Genomic DNA, 25,807 nt, shown 5'->3' with positions numbered 1-25,807 from the left:
CGGGGACTTACCCACTAAATGTGGGTGAGCTTATCAGCACAAAGAACCACGTGACTTTAAGTCATACGGTTAGATGCAGGTGACTGACTAAAAGAGGGTTGGTTGCTTATTGACCAGTTTTCCCCGAAACGGGGGAAAATTAACTGACATGCTATGCCGCTGCACAAATCCGTAATCAGCATTAATATTCAATAGGTTATCTGCACAACCCCACGCGCATTTCAAGTGTGTGTCGGCGATGCGATAATCGTCGCACCGGTATAAACACCGGGATTTTCCCGTAGTTTAAGCCATATCGTTATACACATCGTTCTAACGCACTGTTTAATCAATGAGTTACGGGTTTATCTCAGAGTGGCATTTTGAACCTCAAAAAGCCAATGGGATGGCTTGAATGCCTTAATTCACGGGGTTCTGAGCATCCTGTTCAAAAAATGGCCAAAAGATGTGTATAACGATATGAGTTTAAGCCCCTCACACCCCGCTGAATTCTGCCACCATCCTGAACTACGAAAGTTTCGTAGTTATCCTCTAAGCTACGGAAATAGCTTAGGTCGACCACCTTGCCTAGGGATCATGATTTCCATGAATCCTGTTCCTCACACCCCACTAAACGCTTCAAGCCGGTGCTTCTGCTCATCACTCAACGAGTAGGCAAACTCTTCATGCTCTGCCTGTAGCGTACCGAACGCCATCAGGAACGCGATCGCCGGATCTATCTTGTTGGCAGACTTCTTCTTGTTCGGCTTGATATTGGCGTTAGCATCGCTCTCCATCACCACATTTCCCATTGCCCATGCCAGCACCGGATCCCCGTTGTGCCGGATAATCTGGCGGTTAACGAATACCTCTGCTGACTTGGCTACTGGACTGAATCGCATGTAGGTTTGTGGGAATGGCTCCACGTCCAGCCCCGCGCCCTGTAGCTGGGTTCTCAGGTGGGTAGCGTTCCATGTATCAAAGCCAATCAGCCGGATAGTGAATAGCTCGCTGTCCTTGAGGATGTCATCGCGTATGCGGTCATAGTCGATGCAGTCCCCCGGCGTGGTGCGTATCCAGCCTTGTGATTTCCACAAGCGGTATAAACTGCGGTTCTTGTTGGCGATGTTCTCAAGCTGCGCCTCTGGCAGGTAATGGCGAGTCAGTAGCAAGATTTCATTTTCACCGGGGAAGGCGTAGCACACGCTGGTAATATCGCCTGTGGAGGACAAATCCAGTCCGGCATAGCAATCCCGCCCTTTGAGGTCTTCGCCGCTGTGATCGGCTTTACAGGCGTCCCATGCGCCCGTCCCCATCCACGGCGTCGCCCCTTGGCACCAGAGATTAAAACGCTTGGTCAGCATCTCCACCCACTGCGAGGGGATGCCACGCGCTTTCTGTATGGTGTCAACCAGCGCCGCCTTATCGACGGACACGCCCAGATTGGGATTGGCCTTTATCCATTGATCCGGATCGCCTACTTCGTTTTCGTCGTCGAGTTCATAAATCAGCGCAAACAGGGATTCATTCGTTTCTTCGCCCGCCAATATCTGGCAACAGTAGTCGTAGTGCTGCTTACAGGCGGAAACCACATTGCTTCCGGCGGTGGTGATAGCGAACAGCAGCCCCTCGGGGCGTGCACCCATACCCAACTCAAGGGCTGAATAAACGGCGTTATCCGGGTGGAGGTGGTATTCATCCACGATAGCGAGGCTTGGGTTCGTTCCCTCGATGGTGGCGGCCTTGGCAGCCAGCGGCTTAAGCAGACTATTTGATTTCGGGTAAATCAGTTTATGCTGCTGGATAGTAAGCCGCTTTCTCAGTGCCGGGGAAATCAGACTCATCTGACGAGCATCGTCAAACACAATCCGGGCTTGGTCTCGGCTCACCGCCGCCGTGTAGATATCGTGCTGCCCCGGCTCCATGACGAGGAAGTAGTTAGCCAGTATTGCTGCCAGTGTCGATTTAGCATTCTTGCGCGGTACTTGAATGTAGGCGCTACGATACTTACGCCTTCCCGTCTCTGCATCCTTGAAGCCAAGGATATTGGCGAGGGCAAATTGCTGCCACGGCGCAAGATGAATCGGTTGACCCCGAAGCGGCCCCTTGACATGGGGGCAAAGAGCAGCAAACGCGATAAAGCGCCCTACAGCCTCTGTATCGAAGCGGTAAAGGGGGTTATTCAGGTCGTTAACATAGCGGTCAACCGTCTGTTTCAGGCGCGTACAGGCGGGAATATTGCCATTTCTGACCCCCTCGGCGTATTTATGCCATGCATTTTCTGGCATTCAATAATTTCTCAATGTCATCTTCTTCCTCAATTTCTACCGGATTACGGCGACGAGATACGGGGTCAAAGCCCAGCAGGGAGGCCATTTTTATCATGATGCGTTCGGCATCGGCCTTTGCTGCCAACGATGGATTGCGGGACTCCGCGCCACGGCTGCCTTCAACCGAAAAACCACGCTCAGCAATGTCCGCTATCGCTTTACGGTAAATGGAATAGTTGACGCAATATAATTCAAGACTGTTCCAGTCAGCCGGGTTCAAATCTCCTCGTTCTGCCATGAATTTTGCTTTGGCTTTCCACTCTGTAGCGGCTATCTCGTCGAGATAATCCGGAGCTTTAGGTGCTCTCTTCATAATCTACTGTTTCCTATAAAATTTCTGTATTTCAAAAAATGGCCGCGCATAAAAATTTGAGGAGGCGGGTGGTCCCAGAACGGTAGGGGCCTTGTCCTCAAAACTCCCCCCACCTATCTATTTTATATTTATAAGCATTTGATCTAATTATTTTTAATGCCATTAAGGTTATACTCGTGTATCCAGTCATTACGATGGGCGGCCTTCTCTTCCTGTTCGCGGAACATGCCCGCCTTGCGCTGTGCTTTGGTCTGCGGGTCTTTCGTCATTGTCTTGCGGGAGTGGCAACTCATGCATAGCGCCTGATGGTTATCTTTCCACCAGAACAGCACATCACTGCCACCATCGACCGGAATGATATGGTCAACTATCTTCGCGGGGGTATAAATCCCTTTGCTCTCGCACATCACACAAAGCGGATGCTCTTTGAGATATATCAATCGGTACTTCGCCCATTGGCTGGAGTAGCCACGCTGGGTATGCGTTCCCCGGCGCTTATCCTGTAGGCGTCTGGCTGCCTGCTTATGCAGCTCACACTTGCCAGACTTCACACGCTTAAAGCAGCCCGGCTCTGTGCATCTTCTTAATGGTTGGTATGGCATTCAATAAATTCCTACGTCACGGTAATAATTCCATAGGCTCTTTGTGGTAAACGGTAACTCGCTGGCTTTGTCGCCTGCTCTCACTGCTTCCCGGTTCTCGTACCAGAAGCCTATCAGTAGAAGGCATCCCACCTTTAGCGCCGGAGTAAATTTCATCCCATCGCTGAACTGCTTGCCGATATGCTTCTGGCAGACATCTAGCGCGGCCTCGATATACCCTTGTATCAGGGGGTCTTCGTCGTCTTTATCAATGCGACAGTGCAGTTTCACTTCTGCCAGCGTAATCAGTTCAGCCACGTTTCACGCCTCCCTTACACAGCAACTCAAGACGGGTGCCTTTATCGTCTGGGATCGGCGGACCGATAATATCCAGCATTTTTCCGGCAAACGGCCCGGTTAGGCACAGCAATCGTGACGCTGCAGATACATCACGGCGGTGACGCATCCACACACGTATTGTCGCCTCGGCAGATACCGCGCCTGCCGCTACACGTTCACGCCCGTTAATACCTGTTACCTGCGCCCATACCGTAGCTGTATCACGCCACGTTTTAATGGGCTGACCGCCCGCATCCCGATAGGAGGTAAAATGTTGAATTGTCACCCGGTGACGTAATCCGCCCGCTCTCATGGGGTCGTCTCCTGCTTCACCTTCACTTCCTGCTGCCATGCCTGACTGAACTCATCGCCACCTTCACGAGGTGATAACCCTTCACGCTCACGGGCTTCATTGGGACTCATCACCCCGGATTTAATCGCGGTCTCGTAACTTTGAAATCGTTCTTGCGGGTTCGAGCGCAGCAGGTCAGCAGAATCAAATTCAATTTGATAGCGCACATGGGGTATGCTGGACTCCACCAGTAGCGCCGCCTTGATTTGCTGCTCAAAGTTGGTCAGCCACGGGCGGATTGTCATGGTCAGAAAGGCACGGCTGGCTTCGCTAAAGTTGCTGTAGGTGCTGTTGCTGTACTCTTGCAGAAAAATAGGACTCACATTGAACATGCGCCCGACGTCCTCAATCGTCATGCGACGGGAGGCAAGCCATTCCGCATCCTGATTGCTCATGCCCAGTTTTTCGTACTGCATGTTGCCTTCGAGAATGGGCGTTTTACCCGCATTCCTCGCCCCCTTGTAGCGCTCCAGCGCCTCAAGCGCCTTGACGCCTTTAACGCCGTCGAGCCAGTCACCCGATTTGATAATCCCCGCCGCCATCATCCCATCTTTCATGATGCTGGCACCGTGGCGCTGTTGGGCCAGTCCAAGCCCCAGCGTTTCCCTGCATTGTGTTATGGGTGAGCGCCCCATAAAGCCGTCATCAGTGGCATACCTGAGGTGCAGTACTTCATGTTGTAAGTAAGTTCTCGACTTACCGCTATATGGCTCTGTAACGGTATAGGCGTAACGATGGTCGCCAATCTGGTTCACCGTCACGGCTTGCGGCGGGTAAGGGTGTAAGCTTTTGGGCTGTCCGTCCTTTCCCCACTCAATGACGGCATAGGCGTTACCGTTCAGCAGACAGTGGCGCATCAGCGTCCGCTTGAACTGGTAGGCCGTCTGGCAGTCGTTGGGGGCTTCGTTCAGCAGGTGATCAACCGGGTGGTCACTGAGCCATTCCCGCGCCTCCTGCCCGTCATGGTGCGTGACCCGGTACAGGTAGCAGGGCATGGCTGCGACGGCTTCGCTAATCACCGTCACGGCATTCATCACAGCGGGTAGCGATTCAGCCGTTGTCGGCGATACATATTCCCCGGAAGCAGAGTTAGGAACACCGGCCAGAGAGAGAAACTCATCTATCGTCAGACTGCGGGCTTCGCTCTTACGTTTGAAGGGCCACATGTTCACACCGCCACCCATTGCAGCCAGCGGCGGCGGTTATCGGCTACATTTTTAGCTGATTGATGCAGTGACCTTCTGGCTATCTCAACGGCGCTTTCAGGATAGGCGGGGAGGCTGGTTATAGTAATTTCCTTTAGCTCAGCGCGTTGCACGGTTCTCACGTGGGGTTTACGGGCAATATTCCAATAGTCTTTTAGCGCACGAAAGCCAAAGCTCATCCCAGTAATGTCACCACGCTCTACCATCGTCAGCACATCCCGGCCTAACTGCGTATCCGGGGGATTCAGGGCGAAGTGCAGCCCGGTTTCATCTTCATGCAATGCCAGCGTGCCGGAAGCCGTTCTGCCCAATAAGCTCTTGGGGTCATGCTCCCAGAGCGCCAAGACATCCTGACCCGCCGCCAGATGGTCACGGAAGGCATAGGGGGCGAACTGTTCAACAAATTCATCGAACAGCACATGTGAACAGCTATTCCACTTCACCGCATACCCGGTCAACGCTTGGTCTTTCCGGGTAAGGGTGGCTGTGCGGATTTCGATATCATGGGTATTCATTGAGTGAGTCACCCTTAACCACCCGTTCCGCCGCTTCCTGCCGCTTTGATTTCCAGCACTTTGATAGCGTTGGAGTCAACCAGCCCGCCGCCGAGGTACTTGCTGGTATGCAGCTTGAAGAAGTTCGGCTCGGTGATCGCATCTGGACGGGTACGGGTGCCGGTCTCGTGGTCAACGATGGTATAGCCGCGCTTGAAGTCGCCTACCGCCAATACCGCCTTGCCCGCTGCCGCATCCGGCATGTACTCAAGGTAATGCACGGGATGACCTAACAACATATCAGGGTCGCCTGCCTGCATCCGGTCGCGCCAAATGTAATCGCCGTTGCTGTTTTTCAGCTTTTGCAGCGTCGCGGCGGTATTGGAATTCATTACCCATACGGCATTTTTGCGGTATTGCTTCTTCAGCTTGAATATCAGGTCGATTAACTCGTCAGCCGTTGGTGCAGCGCCGGCAGTGACCAGCTTTTCCAGCTTGCCAAACTCTCTGTCTTTATCGTTTTTGGCTTCACGGGTATAGGCCAGAAAGCCTTTAGCTTTCTTGTCGCCATCCCCCGTAACCAAATCTGTTTCTTCGGTCTCGGTAAAGGTGTCGGCGATTTCCTCGGTCAGCCAGGAGAGAATATCGACGTCGCTAAAATCAAGAATTTCCTGCGTGGTCTTGGGGTAGGCATAGATTGGGAAGAGCTTGATGCTGACATCGGCTAACTTTGAGGTATTCGTTTCTGCATGTGCAGTGCCCTCTACGCCGTGCGTGACAGTAGCCCCACCCAGCGACACCAGTTTTTTATATTCGTTGCTGTGAACCCGCTTCACGGTACAAATCTGACGCATCTCGGAGTTATCCGTCAGACGACGCATAATCTGTTTGTCGAGTTCGGGGATAACCGTGTAGCCGCCATCGTCTGAAACGCTGGTTGATAATGAACGAGTATCACCGGTCATCACATAGTGGCGTAATTCTGCGTTGGTAAGCGGCTGGCTCGCCGGGGGAGTGATATCAGTCTTGGCGCGTGTTTCCTCGACAATGGCTTCATAGCGGGAAATATCGGTATTCAGGGAATCAGCCTGTGAACGTAATTCATCAAACTGTTTCGCTTCTTCGTCATTCAGGCTGCGTTTTTCCTGTTCAGATTGCGTTAATAGGGTTCGCATCTGTTCAGCAATAGCCGTTTTTTGCTGGCGTAATTCAATTAATTTTTTCATGGCATCTCTGTCTGTTTGGGAATAAACCTGCAACACCATAAAAAAGCGCAGCGGTTACTGTGTGAAGGATAACCGCCGCTACCACAAAAAGTATTGCAAGGATTTAGTTATGTCTGAACTGGAGATATTTTACACCTGCCGAATGAAGAAATAAATATAATCAATGATGCTCTGATTTAACGTGAACGAAAATAAACGGCCACGAACGAATATGAAAAGCATTTATTTATCCAGAGGCAATTATTTTTATTGTCAGCGCTGGTAAATATTCTCTTTTTGTACGAGTTTATCCATCTCAAGGGTGATATCAGCCATTGCAAGACAGCCCTCGACAAAGCCTTCAGCAGCCTGTAGCCGCTTGATAACCAACACCCTTGAAATGCCGAGACGGTTAGCAATGGTGCTCACTGACTGGCGTTTTAAGTAATGCAGATGGATAAATTGATGGTAATAGCTGTTGTAATGCTTTAGCCGTCTAATAGCCGCATCTATCTTTATACCGTCATCATCACAGCAACTGGGTAGTGATTTTTTACTGGAAGGAATAACCCCCTTCATAAATATCGATGTCGTCTTCCATTTTCCATCAATACCCTCATCCGCCGCCCACGCTCCCCACCTTTCAAGCACAAGTTGAATATCCCGCATAATAGGGCCTTAATGTCAGAAGAGGATGGGGTATTTTAACATGGCTATTCGTATATCGGCAGCGAGTCCTCTATCTTTCTGGTGACCTCGAATATCGATTCAAGCAGCACCTCCTGATTCTCTATTCCGCTGCGAATGCGCTGTAACTCGATAAGCGTCAACACCTGATAAACATGCTCGGGTTCGACGCCGCTATTAATTAGCGTCTGACAGTCTGCCTGCATATGCTGTATTTCTCGTGCTGATAATGGCATGTCCGTATCTCCTGTTACTGAGGTGCCTAATCATGTATCCCGGCGTAAGGCGTGAGCTGGGTAGGCCAGCCAGAGAAGAGGCTTTTCCTTTGGCTGGCGTGTTGGCTTAGCTGACGTGCCAGCATCAACGGTAGATAAACATCTCTTTGCTAAACGCGTTTTGTAAAAAGTAAAAAAAGCCACGGGTTACACGGGTTACCGGGTTATCATAGGGCGATAAGCTTTTATTTTCCTTAATAATCAATATTATAATATTTTTTAATCAGAAAATCGTAACCCGTAAAACCCCAATCATAACCCGTAAAATCTGCTCCAATAACCCGTACAGCAATCCCGCCTTAATATAATTACAGGAAGTGACTCACGGGTTAGAAACGGCGTTTCACGGGTTACAATACCCAATCTACGGGTTACAAATTGATATTTACGGGTTATATATAGTATTTTACGGGTTATGTTATTTATTATATTTCAGTGGTTTAATGTGATATCTACTCTCGTAACCCGTCAATATCTCCACATTTTCGCGCGCGTTTGAATTATTCTTTTGGCTGGTCTGGTTCTTCTGGTCCAAACATCAGCACATAGAAAACATGTTGTTTACCACCAATCTTATTAAGCGCTTTCTTCTTGTAGCGATCCCCTCCCGTTTCCAGCATGCCAAGTTCTGCGAGTACCCGAGCAAACTCTTTGTACTCGAATCCATTGGCAATCTCTTCCTCAAAGACATTGGGGAATGTGTAGAACCGGAAAGATGCTCCCTCTTCAAACGCTTTTCCAGTACGGTAGCCAGCTAACTTATGTACAGGAAGATCTCTAGGGTCTGGGTTGGGGTAAGGCAGGTAACGACTAAACCCGTAATTATTTAAAAATGCCTCTACCTGCTGCTTTATTTGCTCAATCTCTTTATTGCCCGTACCAAAGGTGGCCACCCAAATATTAAAAATATGCTGTAATGCATCGCGGCAACCTTGAGCTTCCCACCCGGTTATGACTTTTCCCATGATCAATGCGGCTTCGATGACGGCGAAACGGTCGGTCACACGATGCACCTGTTCACCGTAGCTTTCCGGGATAAGTGACTGCCAGCGGCGTTTAGCCTCCTGGTACGCTTCGATAGCCTCTTGCTTGCGGGTTGAGAGGTATTGGATCCACTCCCGGCCCGCGGCCCCGTGATGCTGCTTCCACGCGTCTTTCAACGCATCCGCATGTGCCTTACCACTTTCATGCCCGTGTAACTGGGTTGGACGTGTGACCGGGATATTGAGCAAACGCACCAGTTGCCCGGCGTTAACCTTGATACCTGCACTTTTCAGGTAGGTTTCCAGATCACGCTCTCCGGTACTTATTACCGCGGTTTTCCAGTATTTTTGCTCACGGTTGCCGCCTTCCGGGGAACCCTGCAATTTCCCCTTACCGTTGAACAGCGTATAGGCAGCGGTGTACACGTGCTTGGGTGCGGCCCCCTGGTCTACTTCATCGAGCGATAACAAACCGTGGTTATGCGCCTCCGCCTCGTTAGCCACACCAAGCGCAGTGCCGTACCACGTCAGCCTCTGACGCTCAGGCTCACCGTACAGGCTGGCTGCTAAATCTTCAGCGGTCGTCTTACCGGCGGTAGACTGTGCATACAAATGAACGCCGAACCCATCAGCCCCCACCAATGGCAGCATGGGGGCAGCAAGGGCAACACCCACGGTTAGCATTTGGAAAGGATTCCCCTCAGCCAGACGCGCCACATTATCCCGCCAGCTTTCCGCCGTTCCCTCGACGCTGTAGGCTTCTGCGGCTGCGGTTCCTCCGTTAAACATAATCGGCTGTTCTGGCTCACCGATGATTGACCCATCGGGCATGATATAGGCCCCTTTATGCCAGCCAGAGCGCGGAGTTATGCTCCACATCTCTTTTCCTGCTGAACGTTGCAGCCAGTCGCCCAGCGTTGCCCGCAATCCTGATTTGGTCGTCACATCGACGCCGCCTGCCTTTAGAATGCGCCATCCTTCACGCTCGCCAATGTCGGCAGCACGGATTGCCTTTCGTGTAATTGCTTTTTTCTTACCTTTGCTCCACTCCAGAATCAGGTAACGCTCTTTTTCATCCTCGCCCTTACCGATAACGTTGATAGCGGAGCATAACCATTGCTCCTTATTAACTATTTCACCGGTATCTTTATCCATTTTTGGCTCGACCCAATACACGCCCTCCTCACGGCTTTCAATCCGGGGCTTCAGCGGGTCAGGCGTTTTCTTCGCTTTCTTTCCGCCTTCAATGACGGTTAAAGTTGTTGATGCCACCATCTTCTCCTCAATCTGCTCGACTTCCTCCGCCATCAGTATTTCTGGCACCGTTGTACTTGCCACAAAAGTCCGCTGTAGCGCCTCTACGCCGTTCTGCTGGCGGTAATCATTCCAGTCGGCCTTATGGTCAGTTGGCGGCACGGCAAACAGGCAAGAAGCGGCACGTGCAGCTTCCTCGGCAGCATGCTTACCGACGTTCTCACCCTCCGGGGTCACATCGTTATCTCCGGCTATGATGATCGGCGTTTGGGGCCAGCGCTCCCGCACCGCCTGAGCGACAGATAGCAGATTGCCCGCATCAATGGCCGCCAGTATGACCTCAGCGCCACACACAGCCAGACTTAACGCTGTGGCATAGCCCTCGGTGATCACCACGCTGTCGGGGTTCTCGGGAATATCGCCAACCGGAATAAAGGCCCCTTTCTTTTTCGTGCCCGCGAGTAGGCGCTTTTCTCCCGTGGGCCGTATAGTCTGAGCGCCGGTCACCGTACCCGCCATCGTGCGGAGTACTAGCAGCAACGAACCATCCTTGAGCAACGTGTGGGGGCCTTTCAGCCCCTTATTGTTGAGATAGACGGACTCGCCCATATGGGTAGTTTTCATCAATTCCTCCACACGTTCAGCTATCGGGCGTAGAGGCTTCTCTTTGGCTGGCTGCTTCTCCGGTAGCGGCATAGACATCACCTCAGCCACCATTGTGGCAGCCTCGGGTGCAGTGCATTGCTTGACTTTCATCACCAAATCCAGCCCCGTTCCTGCGCCACAGTGCGAGCATAGATAGGTACCACGCCCCTCTAAGTCGTCAAAGCGATAACGGGTCTTACCACCACAGTGGGGGCATTCGCCCTCCTTGCGGTTGGTCGATATGCCGAGGCGCTCCAGAATTGGCTCCCAATGCCCGTTAGCCTTGAGGCGGACTTCATCGACAAAAGTAGTCATACCCCACCTCCGAGCGTTGATGTCATATCCGCCACCATCGACTGCCAGATTTCAGCACCGTAGGCCGTCAATCCCTGCTCGGTGACGCACTTTTCCAACAACCGTATGGCAGCGTCCTCCCATAGCCTGTAGTTCTGCTGCAAGGCTTCCAGAAAATAGCTATCCACGAGGTCACGGACGCCTTTCACCCCACCAGCTATCTGAACTTCAATGGGGGATACAGTTTTAATCACAAAGTGCTCCCCACCATTGGTCGTGGTCAGATGGTCATACAGCACCGCCGAATACTGGTTAGCCAGCGCATTAAGGCGGAAGTTTTTTGTTATCAGTGCCATATTTCCCCCTCAATGCGCCGTTGGCGCTTCCGGCATCCCGGAGTCGTTCAGCGTTTTGATAAAGCTATCGTGCAACTCGCATAGCACCTCGCGCCCCATATCAGAGAGGCCGCCACGTTCACCACGCATGGCGGTGTAGAACTGAATGGCGTTCATCATTCCTTGTTCAGGGCCGTATTTTTCAATCAGCGCCCCCTCGATGTTGTTAGCCATCGCGAAGCGTTCAGCGGACAGATAAAGGTTCATCGCGCCATATTCGCCCTGATAAACCGCACATTCGCGGAACTCGCCCGGTCTCCACTCAACGGTAACGGTGCCGTTGGCCACACGCTGCTCATGGTTAAAGGCGAAGGCAATCACCCAGCGCCAGAGCAGCAGCGCGTCATGGTGGGTATAGTCGTAGTCGGACTGCCCCCATTTGCGGGCAATCTCAAACGCCAAATTTAGGTCGTCATCCCACTCACCAGCGTCTAGGCGCGTCATGGCATCGGCGTAGGGTATGAGGTCTACATGTCCGTACAGGCGCTCAGCGGTGTGTTGCGAGATGTTGATACCGTCCGGGATATTCTCGACGTGATAGCGACTCATGCGTCATCCTCCATCACAGCAGCCAAGGAGCGGCTAACTTCGCAGTTGAGGTCACACGCTATACTGAGTAAGTCGATAAGAACCGGAGATACTTTCTCATCATTAGCCTTATCAAGAATGACTTCATACAGTGAACATGCCGCACTTGCCCGGTATGCGGCGGTATCGAGAGGGATAGGAGCGTTACGCATGTGCCACCTCCTTGGCAAAGTCGCCCAAATCACAGATAGATATCTGATGCAGGTCAATTAATGTCCTGATTGCCGGACGTATCTGCTTTAATTCCTTGCGGCGTAATGTCATGGCAGCACTTCCGGGCTTACCGTGACCGAAGGAAGATTCTTTCTCGGCCTTGGCAACGATGTGCTGGGCTTTCTCCGGTGGCATCTCGCGCAACTCTTCGAGGCTGGGGATCTCTACGTGGCGGAGTTCGCCTAAGGTGTTGCGGCGGAAGTAGGCATCTACCATCTGGCGCTGTACATCCCAAGAGAGGTCATCACCGAAAGGTTTCACCAGTAATAAATAACCGGGTTCTGTAATGAGGATCCCCTTCGGTGTGCGAGGCGGAAATACACCTTTCAGCGACTCGGGGTCTTTAAGACCCCAAGTGAGCTCGAAGAAGTCTTTTCCCTCAACAAAGCGGGATTTATTGCGGTTGAATGTCCGTTTCGCGGCTCCCTTCTTGCGCCCATGCGCCTTATCAATCATGGCGAAGGTGACGACGCGCTTACCTTGGTACTCGACTACCGGCATAGCGGTGTTCTGGATGGCGACGAAGTTAGACATGTGCCACCCCCTGAACTGTAACGATTTCCGTTATGGTTGAGGTTGAAGGTGGGGTGATGTTGACCCTTCCTTGCACGGGTTGACGCCCGGCCCAGATTATGCGGCTGTCTTTGAACAGGGCGATGAAAGTGCGGCGATCTTGGCGGGTGAACGACACTTTGCCGTAGGGCGTGGTCTCGTATTCGGGGATAATCCAGTAGGTATCAATAAACTCGGGGCGAGTTTGGGTGGTAGCAACCATAGCGGTGGCCTCTTCTGTAAGGTTTTGCAACCTCACCGCCTCGATGCTAAACGAGGTGGCGAGACGTATCGGGGTTAGCATACCGGCACAGAAGAAACCAGCGAGCCCGAAGGCTCCCCCGTTACGTCCCACCATTATAGGGGCGCAACGCAGGTTTCGGACGCAAAAAAACCGCACTTTGAAGCGGCTTATGTCCGCTTCTGTATTCAGGATGCTAAACCCGGCTGCCCATTGACGGGCAACGCTACGACTATAGGACAGATTGCTAGTAGCTTGCAAGGGCAAATTGTGGTGTAATTCGTTCGCTTCCTCACAAGTGAGCAACTGCATGACTCGAAGGGCCGGACGTGGCCCTTTTTCTTTGCCTGCCGTCTGCACAAATCCAGAATTTGCTTTTTCATTCAGATGGTTATCTGCACATACCCCCACCATATGAGCGGAAGCTAAACCATTGATTGTATTGCGAGAGGTCACAGTGACCTCCGGCATGGGGATCTGGTGGTGGCGAGATTTTGCACTCGCCGATTTTGGCGAGCTCAAATTGGCATAACCCGCTGAATCCTCAGAGGTCATCGATACAGTGACCCCGGCGCTGCCCGTTGCTGTCGCTTTGATTGAGCTAAATATTAAGCTCAATGAGCCAGCCAAGGAGAAGGCTTCTTTCTGGCTGGCCTTCCCCAAGTCAATTAATCCCTCCGTTTGAAACGGAGGAATGCCGCACTGAAATATATCGCCCACTTTATTTAAGGCGTAGGGATACCCGTTCCGGTTATTACCGGAAATTATCGTTAACATGGTTAGACCTTATTTGTTAATTGGTGCTAGATTGCTTGTTTTTGCTTAAATCCCTGACAGGCGGATCTTGCATCCAGTGCAACACTTCGCTCAAGCGCCACGCATTCGAGGTTGCGCCAAGCTTAATACGTTTGGGAAATCGTCCTTCCTGTTCCCATTTCCACGCACTGATTTTTCCTATCGCGGTAAGCTTATGCCTTTCATCTTCACGAATAAAACGTTCGTAGGGTTCGTTGACGGAATTAAGCAACTTTCGGCGTTCTTCATCCGTGGGGTAAACGTATTTATGAGCCACGCTATCATCTCCATGCTTCAGTATTTTTAAGTATGTTTTCAGAGTTAGATAAGAAAGTAAACAGGGCGGAGAAGCGGTTATTCTTCTCCACACTGGAATAGGACATTCAGATTTATTTCTCTCTATTTCCATCCATTTATTTTTGACATGGAAATATTTTCAATAAATAAAATTACGTTTGGCTACCGTTTAATTAATCCATCCGGTAGCACACTCTTTTCTGCCAGTTCATCAAGTCTGTCCATCCACCGATTTAGCGCGTCCAGTTTCTCCGGCAAGTACTGACTCCGGTTGTAGATACCCATGACTCCCGGCATAGCATGGCCTAGAAGCTGCTCTACCACATGCGGCATTACCCCCATGTCATTCAGCTTGGTTGCCAGCGTCCGGCGCAGGTCGTGAGGCGTCCAGTGTTTATCGTGGCCGAGTTTTTTACATATTTTCCCGCCAAATGCGGCTACCGTGCAATCCTTCTTTATTTCTCCAAGAAAATACCCGGTTCGTAAGTTATGGGCGCGCAATATCTCAATACATGGTCGTATCTTTTCGGGTATAGGTCTAATTATAGGCGTCTCAGTTTTGCTATGCTCTTTAGGAACAGTCCATAACCCGTTATCTAAATCCCATTCATCCCAACGGGATAATCTAGCCTCTCCGCTTCGACAGCCAAAAACCATTAATATTTTCAACCATACGGAATAGTAAGGCAGTAATGAATTATTATTGTTTATGAATAACCATAGCTGACCGATTTCTGTATCAGTTAACACTCTATCTCTTTTTCCTGATGTTTTACCCACATCAGCTATAGTTAGATCATCTAACGCATTGTTTGGCGCATATCGACGAACCCGACAGAACTTTAACGCTTGTCTACATATCTGAAACACTTTCCCCGCTGTTACCGGAATGTGTTTCATACGGTCAAAACACTCTAACCAATAACGAGTTTCACAATCGGATACAGCCATATTCCCTATGTAGGGATAAATATGCTTTTTTAATAGTTGCATCTTATTATTAATGCTACTCACTCTTCCCATAGCATAATGTTTTACCCAATACTCAATTGCATCCCTAACCGTTACTGGCTTGAGTGATTCCTGTTTCTTAAGCTTAAGCTGCCGCTTCGGGTCTTTGCCATCAGATAGCCATGTCCGGCACTCGTCGCGCTTCTCCCTCGCCTTCTTCAGACTCATATCGGGATAGCGCCCCAACGTCACGCGCTGAAGTACCCCATTGTTGCGATAGGTGAATGTCCAGCTAATGCCGCCGACTGGTGACACTCTCACGCTAAGGCCTGCTCCATCAGCAAAGAACTCAGGCTTATCACGAGTCGTCCCCATCAGATTTTTAAGCCGCTTGTCAGACAGTTTGTTCAGATCTCCGCCCACTACACACCTCAATGTTTTACGCGAAAGTTTATACACATTTTACTGTAAGAGAGTGAATGAAAGGAAACGAATATGAAGAGTTAAACCTAAAAAAAGATTATTAATCAGAGCTTTTGCCCTCTAGCAGTGAGCATATGGAAACGAGTATAAACGCTAAATAATAACCCCAGGAAGAACTTTACCGCCGCTATATACCCAACGCGGGAACTGCTCACACGCCGCCTGAATTTTTCCTGCACGGAATAACTGAAACAGGGTTGAAGCCTGAATCTTTGGACAGCCAGCATTAAAAGCAATGCTCACTGCTGCGCTGAATGCGTTATCCGGCAATTTCTTACCACCTGCGTATTTATCAACGCAACTTTCAGCCTCAAGGATGTTTTTCTGCCAGTCCGCTGCGATTTGCCCGTCCGTCTTACGGGTGCCATCGACAACGCCATGCGTATTGCCAATGCCATCAGTCAACATACCGGCTGGGCATAGGTAAGGGTCACGGCGACATGATTCAGCATTGCCGATAAGCTCCAGGCCAGCTTTGTTGGTTCGCACCTGGCCGTTGTTCATCACTATTCCGATGATCACTCCGACAGAGCACACTACACCGGCTGCAATTTCTCTTTTACTCCTACGCCTCATACCCCGCCTTTTTCCCTCAACTGGTATTCCTTCCTGCGGTAGTACCAGTTAATTGCAAAAGTGCCGATAGTGCAGACCATGCCGACGATGATCGCCCAATCACCGAGCGTTAACCCGGCCATTTTGTTTGCAAGCAACCATAGGCTTTCTTTTGTTGCCTGGGCGTAGGCTCTGGCTGATGCACCAAGGCCCATTAAGCCCGTTCCGCTTCCGTATGAAAGCCTGCTGTAGAGAGTGCTCATTCGTGTCATAGCCTCACCTCCGATTTTTCGGATGGCGCAGTGTGATTGAGGGGGGATAAAAAAAGGCCACGCCGAAGCGCAGCCTGAAAATTGGCGGGACAGGAAGGATTCGAACCTTCGACCCTTCAGTTAACAGCCGAACGCACAACCGCTGTGCTTCTGCCCCTGAAATGAAAAAAACCCCGGTGATTAACCGGGGCCTTATCGCACATCTTGGCCAAACTGATAGGGAGGAAACAACAAGCTAGATGGGCGACGTAATGATTTTATTCAGCAATCAGTCGCTGTCAATAGACAAAAGCCCCAACCACCTGAGGGAGTTGAGGCTAGTAAGCTTGATGCCTTGATGGCATCCTTACCATAATATTGCTTTTTTTACGATCGTAAAGACCTTATTGGCGATAAAGTAAATCTTTTACACCGGACTCGCATAACTTATCCAGCGCGAGCATGCCGTCGCGTTCATTGTCCTGAAATTCCAGCATTTGGCCTTTCATCTTTTCGATCATCGACTCCATGTTGCCACGCCGCCTAACTACCGAGCGGATAACCTCTTTCTCGAAGTCGTAGACTACCGAGTTAAATCTCGATGTCACTTTCAACAGTCTGCGGCATTCTTCACCGAGGGCTGGCAAATCATCTACTGAGAAGGGTTCCGGTGATGGTCTACCGGTTACAGAGCGCAGGCAATGCCATACACCAGCATTCCACGCCCTCTCGAACTTCATGCCCTTGGTCATTAGCCAGACAAGGCGAGTAAGGTTGCTCATATCGTTAGGTGACAACGGTTCTACTACTGAGTTTCTCTCGTAGCTACCAGTCTTACGGATCGTTGGCAGGACTTCGTTTGTTACCCACTTACGGAAACGCCACGGTAAGGTTCCCTGCTTTACCGCATCCCGGCAGCGAAGAATAAGGGTGTATAGACCAGATTCTGATATTACTGATATGTCCTGCATTCCTCCCGGGGTCTGCATTGAATGCAGATCCTTTTCATCATCGTCTAACTTGCGAATAGACGTGTTATCTAGTTCGACAGCCCTGCAAACATCAGATGCAACAAACCATAGATTTCCATCTTTCATAATGGTTCTTATCTGATAATCTTCAAAAGTGAAATTAATATTTGCGTTTTTTGGCGTGCATTCAGTCACTGCCCTTGCTAAAATCGACATGTCTTTTATCCTTGTGTGGATTAGGGCAAATTAAGAGTCCTAGCTGTTAGCGCAGTTAGGACTTCACTATTTTTGTGGGCATGTTCCTTAAGAACTTGCACAATCTCTGAGTTCATAGATCTTCCATTTAAACAAGCCAATTTTCTGATCGTATCGCGTAAGATTTCTGGCATACGGACATTTACTTGCGGCGGCCTGACTTCATTTTGCATGGTTCCCCCTTTAAAATAATAGCCATTGGCTACCATTGTTAATTTAGTAGCCAATGGCTATAGTGTCAACAAAATATTGACAGGAATTTTTCCATGAAAAGAGAACCTACAATACACATCAGGCTTTCCTTGGAGTTGAAAGATCAGCTCCATTCTCTAGCAAAGGAGAACAAAAGATCGGTTAATGCCGAGGCTGTGGCAGCTATTGAAGCTGCTATTCACCGCGCCATAGAAAGAAAGGAACCTTGGAATTTAACAGAAAAAGAAGTCGATTTTTCACTAGAATATGAATTTAAGAGGCATACCGAAAAACAAGAAAAAATGCACAAAGAAATGATGGAGAGGCTTACCGAGTTGGAGAAAAATTACAAATATCGGAAACCAGATGACCTTTAAGACCACCAACGCAGCTATGTGTCTGTTGATATCCCGGGTTCCAATCGCGACAACCGATTTTGCGGTTGCAATGCACACATATTGCCCCGGATACCCTTCATCGTCAAGCTACGGCCTCACGCCTGACGTATTTGTCCATTTCCAGTCGGATATCCAGCGCCATGAGATAGCCGTCAATGACCCCCTCAGCGTTTTGTAGCTTCTTGCCTATATGCGTATCAGAGCAATGATGCTCGTGAGCCAATTGCATAAATGTTTTCCCAAAGACGTAGTAATCGAACAACAGGTTATGGGTCACTGGATGCTTAGTGCGTAACCCAGCCATTACGTTAGAAATAATCAGCCCATCTTCATCGCAACACTGAATGCGGCTGCGAACTCTTGACGGAATTAGGCCGGAAAAGCCAGCGGCGATAGGAGGCCAGTAAACATCCTCCCGATTATCTGCCGCCCATGCCCCCCAGCGCTCCATAACCTGCTGTATATCTCTCATTTGGCTTTCCTCCGCGTTGGAGCTGCATCCCAACTCTGATAGCTGGTTGGCTGTACTTGATGGGTGATTGGGGTGAAGCGGTTGAGGATGTAGTTGATCAGCTTCATGCAATCATCCTCCACAACGTCACCGGCCACAGGCAGCCCCAGAAGATGGCGCAATCTTTAAGCTTTGTGTGAATCCATCCCGACATCATTCCTGCCATGAATGAGTAAATAACCACCGCGATGATAATCATGCGTCACCCCCTGTGTTTACCGTGCCGAACCTGTCCTGCCGTGTGGTATACGTGACCTCTCCTTTTGCTTTATCTTCACGCAGCACATGTAGCCGGTGACGGAACTGCGTAACGACAAAGTGAGATGGCCAGCGCTTTCCGTTAATGTGTTTTTGAATTGCTGCATCATGCCGTTCTCTGGCGTGATTTATCGCTGCGTTGATATTGGTAAACATCAGGCTGCCTCCAATTCCGTGATGACGATATCCAGACTTCCCCCCTTCACCCGCTCACCACGCTTTACCCTGAAATCATCTATCTGTTCGTCGTCCAGCATGAAGCCCGCATGCGTGAGCGAATCGAAAACCGCCTTTTGCAGGTTGTCGAGGTCACGGCGTCGTTTGTCTGGAGCGTTGGCGATGATGGAAATTTTCAGTCTTGCGGGAGTCTTGATATCGAGGTGTTGCTGCTGGATCATCTGGATGATGCTTTGTCGGTATGCTTTGCCTTTCTCGCTGATGTAGTGCCGATGTCGTGCGTGCCGCCAGTAGGTGTTCAGGCTGGGAGGCCACGGCAGTTTCAGGTGATATTCGGTCATCGCTTAATCTTCCCCTCCTCTAGCAAAACGGACTGCGTCCTGATAATGCCCTCAAGATGATGCAGTCGGGCATATTCAGCATCGGTGATACGCGTGCGGCGGTCTATTTCGTCGTGACACCCCGAACAGGCCCATGCGCCAAAAAGGTCGTCAGGCTTCATTCCCGTTCCACACAATCCCGCCATGCGGTAATGGGCCAGAACCACGGTTCCACTGTTGCCGTTGCATATGCCGGGTATTTTCACCCTGCATTCCCGGCCTTGTGCTGCCTTGCGAAGCTTTGCCATATCTACCTCCACATCTTGTTAACCATTGAGCGTGGCGTTGGTTTGAGGTATTTCTGTTCAGAAAGGGTGACGACGACATCCCAGTATTTCGGGTCGCTGCTCAGTGACCTGACAGCGCGATAACCCTTGTCTTCGTAGTGCTTGATTAGATGTTCAGCTTCTTCAGGGGTTAACCCATCGTACTTGAAAGGCATGTTCTTCATCCCACTCTCCCAAAATAATCCCCTGAATAACGCACCTCGCGCAGCCTGACACCGTTGCCGACCGACCAGGCCTGGGCGTACTCAATCAAACTGTTCATGCGCTTTACGCCCATCTGAGCCGTGCTCTCGCGGATGCTGCAAAACTCCCCCTCCAGCCCCGTAACCACCTCTCCCGGCCTGCCTGTAGCGATGGCATGTCCCGAGACAAACAACGCCTTCCAGTCCATCAGCGGGCGCGGTTTATCTGCCCACAACACCTGCTGCGAGACATCGGTGCATAACACATGGAACAAACTGTTTTGCTGCAAATTTCTTTTGCTGTCGTTGATGGTGATTTCGAGGGGGCGGTGTTCGTCGGTGGGCAGGGAATCAATAAACGCTTTCAAGTTTTTTCGTATTCGTTCATCACGCAGCAGGAAGCGTGTTTTATCCATGTCACCCTCCGCTTCTGGCGCGAAGCATTCTGTCCTGCTCTATCAACTTTCCAATAAGTGATAGAATGAAGTTGATTTTTTGCTCGCTTGAGGTTATCTCATAGCGTTGTAACAACGTCACCTCAGGCCTATCCGCGTTACTCAATATCGTGGATATATCATTCAAATAGGGAGTTAAATTATTCATGGGTATGCTTTCCTTCGATACAACCTGTCCTCACTGCTTAAGAGAGAACGCGGTTTTAATTGGCTTGAATGAATCAAATAGAATTAATACCAATATTTATGACGTACAATTCCGTTGCAATACTTGTAACAAGTCAGGTATAGCTGTCGTGCGGGCTCTCTCAGGTAACGGGCCTTTATATTTTTCACAAAAAGGCGGAGGTAACCTCATGGTGCCGGACAGGGAGGGAAATTATTCAATTACTGAGATTTATCCCAGAATAGAATCGAACACAGCACCGAACAAAACCCCAGATAGAGCAGCGAAGTTCTATACAGAATCAAAAAATAACCTACAGAAGGGTAATTTTGAAACTTCGGTAATGCTATGCAGAAAGGTTATTGACATTGCCACCAGAGATATTCTCGGAGAAGATTCAAATAAAGAGAAACTTTCACAAAGAATATCCATGCTTCATGGCAAGGGGTTAATCACAGAACAGATGAAAGACTGGGCTCACATCGTCCGATTTGATTCAAACGGCGCTGTTCACTCCGATGAATATTTCACCCAGGAAGAGGCCGAAGAAATGCTCGGATTCACTGAAGTCTTCCTGCTTTATGCGTTTACCCTCCCAGCGATGGTTGAGGCAAAAAAACAATCCCACGAACAGCAATAATGATTGTGGGCTGGCTATGCTTGCCCCGCTCACTCATCTTAATTTTCGCTTTTTTTAGGATTCGTAAACCATGTATTTTCGCATTTTTTCTATTTTGTCAACCAAGTTGAGGATGTCCCCACCCAAACAAAAAGGGCTGCCATTGCCAGCAGCCCCACGATGCATTCTGTTAGATATGCGGTCATGCCTATTTCCCTCGCTGTTTTCGTTAAACCGCCATACGGCGCATTTCAGATATCACCGCACTTTGCGACTCCCCCCGTGCGTAGTTAAACGGAATACTCTTTTTGTCGGCCAGAAACTGATTACTCAGCAGGTTGAACACCAAGGGAATTTTTCCCATCCAGCCCTCGCCATTACGCTGCTTGTCGAGCAATAACAGCGTCCCGGGGGCCTCCAGTAACTTTTGCTCTTTCTCCGATAAAGCTTCGTTACCAAATTTCCTCGCTTTCTCTACCACGGCTTCACGCGCCTTGTTGCGCCAAACGGTGAGCAGGTTGTCGGTCAAATCCGTGATAGCGCCGCTTCCCTTGACATCCATCTTGCCGACCGGCTTTTCTTCGTTTTCGCCTTTTCGGGGATGAGTTACCAACAGCACATGCACCGGGTAAGTCAGCTTGAACTCGCATAAGGCTTCCATAAACGCCTTCTGGCCGTTGTAATCATCCTCATTGAGTCCGCACATCATCAGCGAGTCTACGACAAACAGCTTGACGCCATAGCGCTTGTGCGCATATTTGAACACGGACAAAATCCGGTCTCCCTTGGCTTTACCTGTCACATTGAACAACCACATCCGCGCATCGAGCAGGTCCATCATCCGGTCTACATCCTCCGGTGACGTATTCCCCGTACATACGGCTTGTCGAATCATCCGTTTTAGCAGGATAGCGGGCCGTAGCTCCATGGAGGCGATGCAGGCAGACACCCCCTGATACGTCGCCTCAAGCGCCAGATGCCCCACAAACTGCGATTTGCCGTGACCGTTAACGCCGTTGACCAGGGTCAGTTCGTGCGTCCTGAATCTGAAATTCTGCTCCAGCGTGGGCCACGGACTGGTGAACAGACCGGGAGCGGGTGAAAAAAAAGCCGCATGGACTTCCTGACGGAATTCGCCCGCTCGCTTGAGTTCTGTGGGGTCGAACGTCTCAGCGTCCATGAAGAGCCGTTGAAACTGCTCCACTGAAATATTATTGACCAGGCATTCGTTAGCGTCCTTGTGAGGGAGCTTCACAAAGCTGCAACGATGGATCCCCAGCCGGGTAGCAATTTCCTTGGCGGCGGATTGCCCGGCGGCATCCATGTCCATGCACAGGAATATCTCTTCGAAACGTGACAGATTTTCGTACTCATGCTCAATCCACTGCTGCTTGGCCCCCGTTCCGCCACCGAAGGGAACCGACAGTGCCGGGAGGCCGTACTGGTGGATGCTCATCGCGTCAATTTCGCCTTCACAAATCACCACCAGATTGCGCTCTTTGGGGTTGATGGCCTGCCAGCCAAACAGACAGGGCTCACAATCGGACTCCGCCATGATGATTTTTTTACCGTCATGACGCTCAATCCCCAACCGCTTGATTTGTTTCAACGCACCGTCGCGCAGGTAGGGGAAAGCAATGGCAGGGACTTCCTGCTTGGTCTCGTGGTTGAATATCACCGCGTCGGTCACTTTGAACGCTTGTGCCGTCTCGTGGGAGATCCCCCTTGAGGCCAGATACGCGAAACAGTCGCGGGAGCCTTTGACGCCCTTGCGCTCAGGTTTCTTGAAGATTTTTGCCGGTTTAGGCAGAAAGGCGCTGTCCTCGTCCTTGACACCCAGAAACGCTTTGGCCTCCTGCATGGCCTGATGGAGTTGGGTATGCCGTACCGATACCCACAAGTCCAGCAAGTCGCCACCCTGTCCGCCGTTGAACTCGCACCAGACCTGCTTGCCGGTGAGATTGACCTTGAGCGATTGCCCCTTGTTGCCGTCCAAATCACCGACAACCCACTCCCCATTGACGCGACGACCGTTGGGGAGCAAGTGCGCCACCACCTGCTCAACCCGCTGCCACAACAGGCCGGATAATTCCTGGATAGTCATACTGCCTCCAATCGAAAAATCTTAAAGCCCAGCGTCACTGCCGATATCGGCATAACCCCGTGGCAGTAACCGGCAATCAAAACCCGTTTCAGCCATGATTTCATCGCCCCTCCAGAAGTTCATACAGGGCCAGTTCACGCCGCTGCTCCTCGGTCAACCGGGAGACATCGAACGCGGGCGTGGTATTGGCTGGCTCGGTGATTTTTTCGGGGAACAAGCCCTGCCAACCGCGCTCGATGGACAAGCCAATCACCGCATCGGGGTTGACATGGTTTTCCAGCATCGACCTGATGCGCTTGCAGGTGGTCGGGGTCAACGGGTGACGAATTTCTTTGCGGTGGCTCACCCAATCGGCCCAAACCTCTGCCGACACGTTCGACGGTTTTTCGGTTAGCGGGTCAAATTTGGTTTTCGTGTCGGTAAAGGGTAAGGGGATATTCTTTTCTGGTTCTATGTTGGGTTCTAATGACTGATTCTGTGTCCCAATTTTGGGATCATTCAAAATCCCGTTTTTGGGATCATTCAAAGTCCCAATATTGGGATCATTTAACGTTCCGTTTTTGGTAACATTACCGTTTTCGGTATCATTCCGTTTTTGGGTAAATTTACTGCCGATATTTAGCTGTAATACCCGAACCCGTTTTGTCGGGCCTTTTCTCTCGCCGGTATCGCGAATCAGACCCTCTTCGATCATCTGATTGATGCCTTTCCCAATGGTTTTTCTTTCCAATCCGGTGTCACTGACAAGCCTTTGTATGCTGGGGTAACAGCAGTGCTGTTCGTCGGCTCGGTCAGCAAGAGACAGGAGCAACAGTTTTTGTGATGAGGGTAAATTCAGACTCCAGGCCCAGTCAGTTGCTATTCTGCTCATTTGCGTTTCTCCTCGGACTCATGCTGAGCTAGGTAAAGTTGTTGTTGCAGGCGAAAGAGTTCGGCGAATTTCTTCGCCGCATTCTCAGGCATTAATGTTTGGGGTTCAGGATGAGGGCGATACGTGCCCTTTTGCTTGAAATTCCGGCTGTTTCGTGCCATAATTCCTCCTGAATTCAATTTGTTGTTGCAGTTTTAAGCCGGAAAAGTGTTCGCGCACTGTTCGGCTTTTTCTTTGGTCAAATACCCCGCCAGCCGCTTGGCTAACTCAGCCATTTCATCATCGGCAATACCGTAGTTCAGCACGGCCAGCATCAGGCTGACCTGTCGAAACAGACCGTTCTTCCAGCGACTAACCTGGTACTCTGGTACGTTCATGGCAGCGGCAAAGGCTTTCTGTCCCATCAGGGCTAACTTGTTGAGTAATGCCGACTCGATGTGAGCGGCTTTCTTGCTTTGTGTTGCGTGGTTCATGTGTGATACTTTCCTTGTTGAAAAAAATAGGTTATCGGATGCGCATGCAGAGACACGGCACCTGTGGTGTAATGTGGTAATCAACAGACGTGACGAAGCCGTGAGCCAGTCACAGTGAGTTTGTTACTGTGGGATGTTGAGTTCGCCACGTTGTCGGTGGCTTCCGTAGGACGAGTGTCCGTTGTAAAGAGCGGTGCTGCGGGTTAGGCTGCGAAATTTGCCTGATGGCGTTGATTCGGGAATGGCTTTATTTCTTCAGCCTCCACACGGCCATCATCATGAACAAGAACGGTAATGTTTCTTTCTGTGCGAAGCGCTTTGCTAACTGCACTTTGGTAGATACCTAATTTTTTTGCCGTTTGTCCTTGCCCAAACTTTTTCGCAAATTCTAATAGGTGATATCTCTTCATAATCCCTCACTATGGTTATCAAATGCATGATTACTCAGAGTCATCTAAATGTCAATACTTGGAGTGTTTTTAAAAAATCCCCACACGTAATAAAATAGGATCATGAAAAAAACACCGTTAACCAAAGAACAGCTTGAGGATTGCCGTAGGCTTAAGGCAATTTATGAGCAAAAAAAGAAATCTCTTGGGATATCTCAATACACGATAGCCCATGATATGGGTATTGGGCAAAGCGCAGTAAATCAGTTACTAACTGGTAAAAATGTCATTAATATCAATCACGCATCAAAATTTTCAAAAATACTTAAAGTTCCTATCGAAAGTTTTAGTCCATCGCTCGCGGCTGACATTAAACAGCTTACATACGGCACTTCAAACGATAAGTTTGAGTATGTTGGAAAATTGAAGCCGGGCCTAATTCCAGTGATTGGGGAGGCCATACTAGGAGCTAAGGGCATGATAAAAATGTCTGAAGATCACTCAGGATGGGTTGCAATACACAGCGATGATCCCGATGCATATGCAGTTTGCCTTCGTGGTGATGATTTGTGGCCTAGGATTAAATCTGGTGAATTTGTTTTGATTGAACCTAATTCAGTTTGTCATGCCGGAGATGAGGTTTTTCTGAAAGACAAGAATGGTCAAATAATGATCAGGCAGATTGGATATGTTCATCAGCATGAATACCAATTTATATCTATAAATCAAGATGATAAACCAATAACAATTTCTAAGCAAAATGTTGATTTTGTTCACTTTATCCTTGGTGTCATCAAGTCCCCAAGATACATCCCCAAATAAAAATCATCTATACTGGCTTAAAATCGGTATTTTATTTTTT

The 25,807-nt window shown here is 49.9% G+C and carries 34 protein-coding genes and 1 tRNA gene; 3 read left to right on the top strand and 32 right to left on the bottom strand.

What is annotated here, in order from left to right:
- Window positions 1-599: 599 nt before the first annotated feature.
- The 22 genes from ACWWJF_RS15860 to ACWWJF_RS15755 all read right to left on the bottom strand — a co-directional run bounded on the left by ACWWJF_RS15860 (window position 600) and on the right by ACWWJF_RS15755 (window position 17,656).
- Window positions 600-2,267, bottom strand: coding sequence for a terminase large subunit (locus ACWWJF_RS15860; RefSeq protein WP_455869997.1), 1,668 nt, complete (start codon window positions 2,265-2,267; stop codon window positions 600-602).
- The gene (locus tag ACWWJF_RS15855) at window positions 2,245-2,622 is read right to left on the bottom strand and encodes a phage terminase small subunit P27 family (RefSeq protein WP_455869996.1); all 378 of its coding nucleotides are present in this window, start codon (window positions 2,620-2,622) and stop codon (window positions 2,245-2,247) included. The genes ACWWJF_RS15860 and ACWWJF_RS15855 overlap by 23 nt, the downstream gene beginning before the upstream one ends.
- Window positions 2,623-2,765: 143 nt before the next feature.
- Window positions 2,766-3,224 (bottom strand): HNH endonuclease, encoded by a 459-nt coding sequence (locus ACWWJF_RS15850; RefSeq protein ID WP_455869995.1) that lies wholly within the window; start codon window positions 3,222-3,224, stop codon window positions 2,766-2,768.
- Complete coding sequence (locus ACWWJF_RS15845) at window positions 3,225-3,521, bottom strand: head-tail connector protein (protein WP_455869199.1); 297 nt, start codon at window positions 3,519-3,521, stop codon at window positions 3,225-3,227. It lies immediately after the preceding gene.
- Window positions 3,514-3,855, bottom strand: coding sequence for a phage head closure protein (locus tag ACWWJF_RS15840; RefSeq protein WP_455869198.1), 342 nt, complete (start codon window positions 3,853-3,855; stop codon window positions 3,514-3,516). The genes ACWWJF_RS15845 and ACWWJF_RS15840 overlap by 8 nt, the downstream gene beginning before the upstream one ends.
- The gene (locus tag ACWWJF_RS15835) at window positions 3,852-5,078 is read right to left on the bottom strand and encodes a phage portal protein (protein WP_455869994.1); all 1,227 of its coding nucleotides are present in this window, start codon (window positions 5,076-5,078) and stop codon (window positions 3,852-3,854) included. The genes ACWWJF_RS15840 and ACWWJF_RS15835 overlap by 4 nt, the downstream gene beginning before the upstream one ends.
- Window positions 5,063-5,614: an HK97 family phage prohead protease gene (locus tag ACWWJF_RS15830; RefSeq protein ID WP_455869196.1), complete on the bottom strand. Its 552-nt coding sequence runs from the start codon at window positions 5,612-5,614 to the stop codon at window positions 5,063-5,065. Before ACWWJF_RS15830 ends, ACWWJF_RS15835 begins: the two co-directional genes overlap by 16 nt.
- A 14-nt stretch (window positions 5,615-5,628) precedes the next feature.
- The gene (locus ACWWJF_RS15825) at window positions 5,629-6,819 is read right to left on the bottom strand and encodes a phage major capsid protein (RefSeq protein WP_455869993.1); all 1,191 of its coding nucleotides are present in this window, start codon (window positions 6,817-6,819) and stop codon (window positions 5,629-5,631) included.
- A 252-nt stretch (window positions 6,820-7,071) separates the two neighbouring features.
- Window positions 7,072-7,467 (bottom strand): antiterminator Q family protein, encoded by a 396-nt coding sequence (locus ACWWJF_RS15820; protein WP_455869992.1) that lies wholly within the window; start codon window positions 7,465-7,467, stop codon window positions 7,072-7,074.
- Window positions 7,468-7,511: 44 nt separating this feature from the next.
- Window positions 7,512-7,691 carry a hypothetical protein gene (locus ACWWJF_RS15815; protein WP_455869991.1) on the bottom strand — a complete coding sequence of 60 codons (180 nt, stop codon included), beginning with the start codon at window positions 7,689-7,691 and terminating at the stop codon, window positions 7,512-7,514.
- Between the two features lie 569 nt (window positions 7,692-8,260).
- On the bottom strand, window positions 8,261-10,957 hold the full coding sequence (locus ACWWJF_RS15810; protein WP_455869990.1) for a DUF927 domain-containing protein: 2,697 nt from the start codon (window positions 10,955-10,957) through the stop codon (window positions 8,261-8,263).
- Window positions 10,954-11,286 (bottom strand): hypothetical protein, encoded by a 333-nt coding sequence (locus ACWWJF_RS15805; RefSeq protein ID WP_455871124.1) that lies wholly within the window; start codon window positions 11,284-11,286, stop codon window positions 10,954-10,956. Before ACWWJF_RS15805 ends, ACWWJF_RS15810 begins: the two co-directional genes overlap by 4 nt.
- Before the next feature lie 15 nt (window positions 11,287-11,301).
- Window positions 11,302-11,880, bottom strand: a complete 579-nt coding sequence (locus ACWWJF_RS15800; protein ID WP_455869989.1) for a hypothetical protein — start codon at window positions 11,878-11,880, stop codon at window positions 11,302-11,304.
- A gap of 183 nt (window positions 11,881-12,063) precedes the next feature.
- Entirely contained in the window at window positions 12,064-12,666 is a 603-nt protein-coding gene (locus tag ACWWJF_RS15795; RefSeq protein WP_455869191.1) for an ORF6N domain-containing protein, read from the bottom strand.
- Window positions 12,659-13,702, bottom strand: coding sequence for a hypothetical protein (locus ACWWJF_RS15790; protein WP_455869988.1), 1,044 nt, complete (start codon window positions 13,700-13,702; stop codon window positions 12,659-12,661). The genes ACWWJF_RS15795 and ACWWJF_RS15790 overlap by 8 nt, the downstream gene beginning before the upstream one ends.
- Before the next feature lie 16 nt (window positions 13,703-13,718).
- Window positions 13,719-14,129: a helix-turn-helix transcriptional regulator gene (locus ACWWJF_RS15785; protein ID WP_455869987.1), complete on the bottom strand. Its 411-nt coding sequence runs from the start codon at window positions 14,127-14,129 to the stop codon at window positions 13,719-13,721.
- A 50-nt stretch (window positions 14,130-14,179) separates the two neighbouring features.
- Window positions 14,180-15,391, bottom strand: coding sequence for a tyrosine-type recombinase/integrase (locus ACWWJF_RS15780; RefSeq protein ID WP_455869986.1), 1,212 nt, complete (start codon window positions 15,389-15,391; stop codon window positions 14,180-14,182).
- Window positions 15,392-15,544: 153 nt separating this feature from the next.
- On the bottom strand, window positions 15,545-16,027 hold the full coding sequence (locus tag ACWWJF_RS15775) for a lysozyme (RefSeq protein WP_455869985.1): 483 nt from the start codon (window positions 16,025-16,027) through the stop codon (window positions 15,545-15,547).
- Window positions 16,024-16,278: an HP1 family phage holin gene (locus ACWWJF_RS15770; protein WP_455869984.1), complete on the bottom strand. Its 255-nt coding sequence runs from the start codon at window positions 16,276-16,278 to the stop codon at window positions 16,024-16,026. Before ACWWJF_RS15770 ends, ACWWJF_RS15775 begins: the two co-directional genes overlap by 4 nt.
- 82 nt (window positions 16,279-16,360) lie before the next feature.
- Window positions 16,361-16,435: transfer RNA gene (locus ACWWJF_RS15765), tRNA-Asn, on the bottom strand.
- 226 nt (window positions 16,436-16,661) lie between these two features.
- Window positions 16,662-17,444 carry a BRO-N domain-containing protein gene (locus ACWWJF_RS15760; RefSeq protein WP_455869983.1) on the bottom strand — a complete coding sequence of 261 codons (783 nt, stop codon included), beginning with the start codon at window positions 17,442-17,444 and terminating at the stop codon, window positions 16,662-16,664.
- 20 nt (window positions 17,445-17,464) lie between these two features.
- Window positions 17,465-17,656 carry an Arc family DNA-binding protein gene (locus tag ACWWJF_RS15755; RefSeq protein WP_455871123.1) on the bottom strand — a complete coding sequence of 64 codons (192 nt, stop codon included), beginning with the start codon at window positions 17,654-17,656 and terminating at the stop codon, window positions 17,465-17,467.
- Between the two features lie 93 nt (window positions 17,657-17,749).
- Between ACWWJF_RS15755 and ACWWJF_RS15750 the strand changes: the two genes are divergently transcribed.
- Entirely contained in the window at window positions 17,750-18,052 is a 303-nt protein-coding gene (locus tag ACWWJF_RS15750; RefSeq protein WP_455869982.1) for an Arc family DNA-binding protein, read from the top strand.
- A 103-nt stretch (window positions 18,053-18,155) separates the two neighbouring features.
- Here ACWWJF_RS15750 and ACWWJF_RS15745 read toward each other — a convergent pair whose 3' ends face one another.
- From ACWWJF_RS15745 to ACWWJF_RS15725, 5 genes are all read right to left on the bottom strand, one after another.
- Window positions 18,156-18,545, bottom strand: coding sequence for an antiterminator Q family protein (locus tag ACWWJF_RS15745; RefSeq protein WP_455869981.1), 390 nt, complete (start codon window positions 18,543-18,545; stop codon window positions 18,156-18,158).
- Between the two features lie 103 nt (window positions 18,546-18,648).
- On the bottom strand, window positions 18,649-18,783 hold the full coding sequence (locus tag ACWWJF_RS15740; protein WP_455869980.1) for a hypothetical protein: 135 nt from the start codon (window positions 18,781-18,783) through the stop codon (window positions 18,649-18,651).
- 214 nt (window positions 18,784-18,997) lie between these two features.
- Window positions 18,998-19,360: a RusA family crossover junction endodeoxyribonuclease gene (locus tag ACWWJF_RS15735; RefSeq protein WP_455869979.1), complete on the bottom strand. Its 363-nt coding sequence runs from the start codon at window positions 19,358-19,360 to the stop codon at window positions 18,998-19,000.
- Window positions 19,357-19,647 carry a DUF1364 domain-containing protein gene (locus ACWWJF_RS15730; RefSeq protein ID WP_455869978.1) on the bottom strand — a complete coding sequence of 97 codons (291 nt, stop codon included), beginning with the start codon at window positions 19,645-19,647 and terminating at the stop codon, window positions 19,357-19,359. Before ACWWJF_RS15730 ends, ACWWJF_RS15735 begins: the two co-directional genes overlap by 4 nt.
- A 199-nt stretch (window positions 19,648-19,846) precedes the next feature.
- A complete protein-coding gene (locus ACWWJF_RS15725; RefSeq protein WP_455869977.1) occupies window positions 19,847-20,284 on the bottom strand; it encodes a recombination protein NinB in 438 nt (145 codons plus the stop codon).
- Between the two features lie 185 nt (window positions 20,285-20,469).
- Between ACWWJF_RS15725 and ACWWJF_RS15720 the strand changes: the two genes are divergently transcribed.
- Window positions 20,470-21,129, top strand: coding sequence for a DUF4145 domain-containing protein (locus tag ACWWJF_RS15720; RefSeq protein ID WP_455869976.1), 660 nt, complete (start codon window positions 20,470-20,472; stop codon window positions 21,127-21,129).
- A 208-nt stretch (window positions 21,130-21,337) separates the two neighbouring features.
- Here the strand turns inward: ACWWJF_RS15720 and ACWWJF_RS15715 are convergent, their stop codons facing one another.
- From ACWWJF_RS15715 to ACWWJF_RS15695, 5 genes are all read right to left on the bottom strand, one after another.
- Window positions 21,338-23,212: a toprim domain-containing protein gene (locus ACWWJF_RS15715; protein ID WP_455869975.1), complete on the bottom strand. Its 1,875-nt coding sequence runs from the start codon at window positions 23,210-23,212 to the stop codon at window positions 21,338-21,340.
- 100 nt (window positions 23,213-23,312) lie between these two features.
- Window positions 23,313-24,083, bottom strand: coding sequence for a helix-turn-helix domain-containing protein (locus tag ACWWJF_RS15710; protein ID WP_455869974.1), 771 nt, complete (start codon window positions 24,081-24,083; stop codon window positions 23,313-23,315).
- The gene (locus tag ACWWJF_RS15705; RefSeq protein ID WP_455869973.1) at window positions 24,080-24,244 is read right to left on the bottom strand and encodes a hypothetical protein; all 165 of its coding nucleotides are present in this window, start codon (window positions 24,242-24,244) and stop codon (window positions 24,080-24,082) included. The genes ACWWJF_RS15710 and ACWWJF_RS15705 overlap by 4 nt, the downstream gene beginning before the upstream one ends.
- Window positions 24,245-24,277: 33 nt before the next feature.
- Window positions 24,278-24,556, bottom strand: coding sequence for a CII family transcriptional regulator (locus tag ACWWJF_RS15700; RefSeq protein ID WP_455869972.1), 279 nt, complete (start codon window positions 24,554-24,556; stop codon window positions 24,278-24,280).
- Window positions 24,557-24,759: 203 nt separating this feature from the next.
- A complete protein-coding gene (locus tag ACWWJF_RS15695) occupies window positions 24,760-24,966 on the bottom strand; it encodes a Cro/CI family transcriptional regulator (protein ID WP_455869971.1) in 207 nt (68 codons plus the stop codon).
- Window positions 24,967-25,068: 102 nt separating this feature from the next.
- Here ACWWJF_RS15695 and ACWWJF_RS15690 point away from each other — a divergent pair, with 102 nt between their 5' ends.
- Window positions 25,069-25,767: a LexA family transcriptional regulator gene (locus tag ACWWJF_RS15690; protein WP_455869970.1), complete on the top strand. Its 699-nt coding sequence runs from the start codon at window positions 25,069-25,071 to the stop codon at window positions 25,765-25,767.
- Window positions 25,768-25,807: the final 40 nt, after the last annotated feature.

It is taken from the genome of Symbiopectobacterium sp. Eva_TO, from assembly GCF_053848865.1.
The sequence above is the reverse complement of the archived record's forward strand: the minus strand, read 5'-3'. Positions and strand labels throughout refer to the sequence as shown.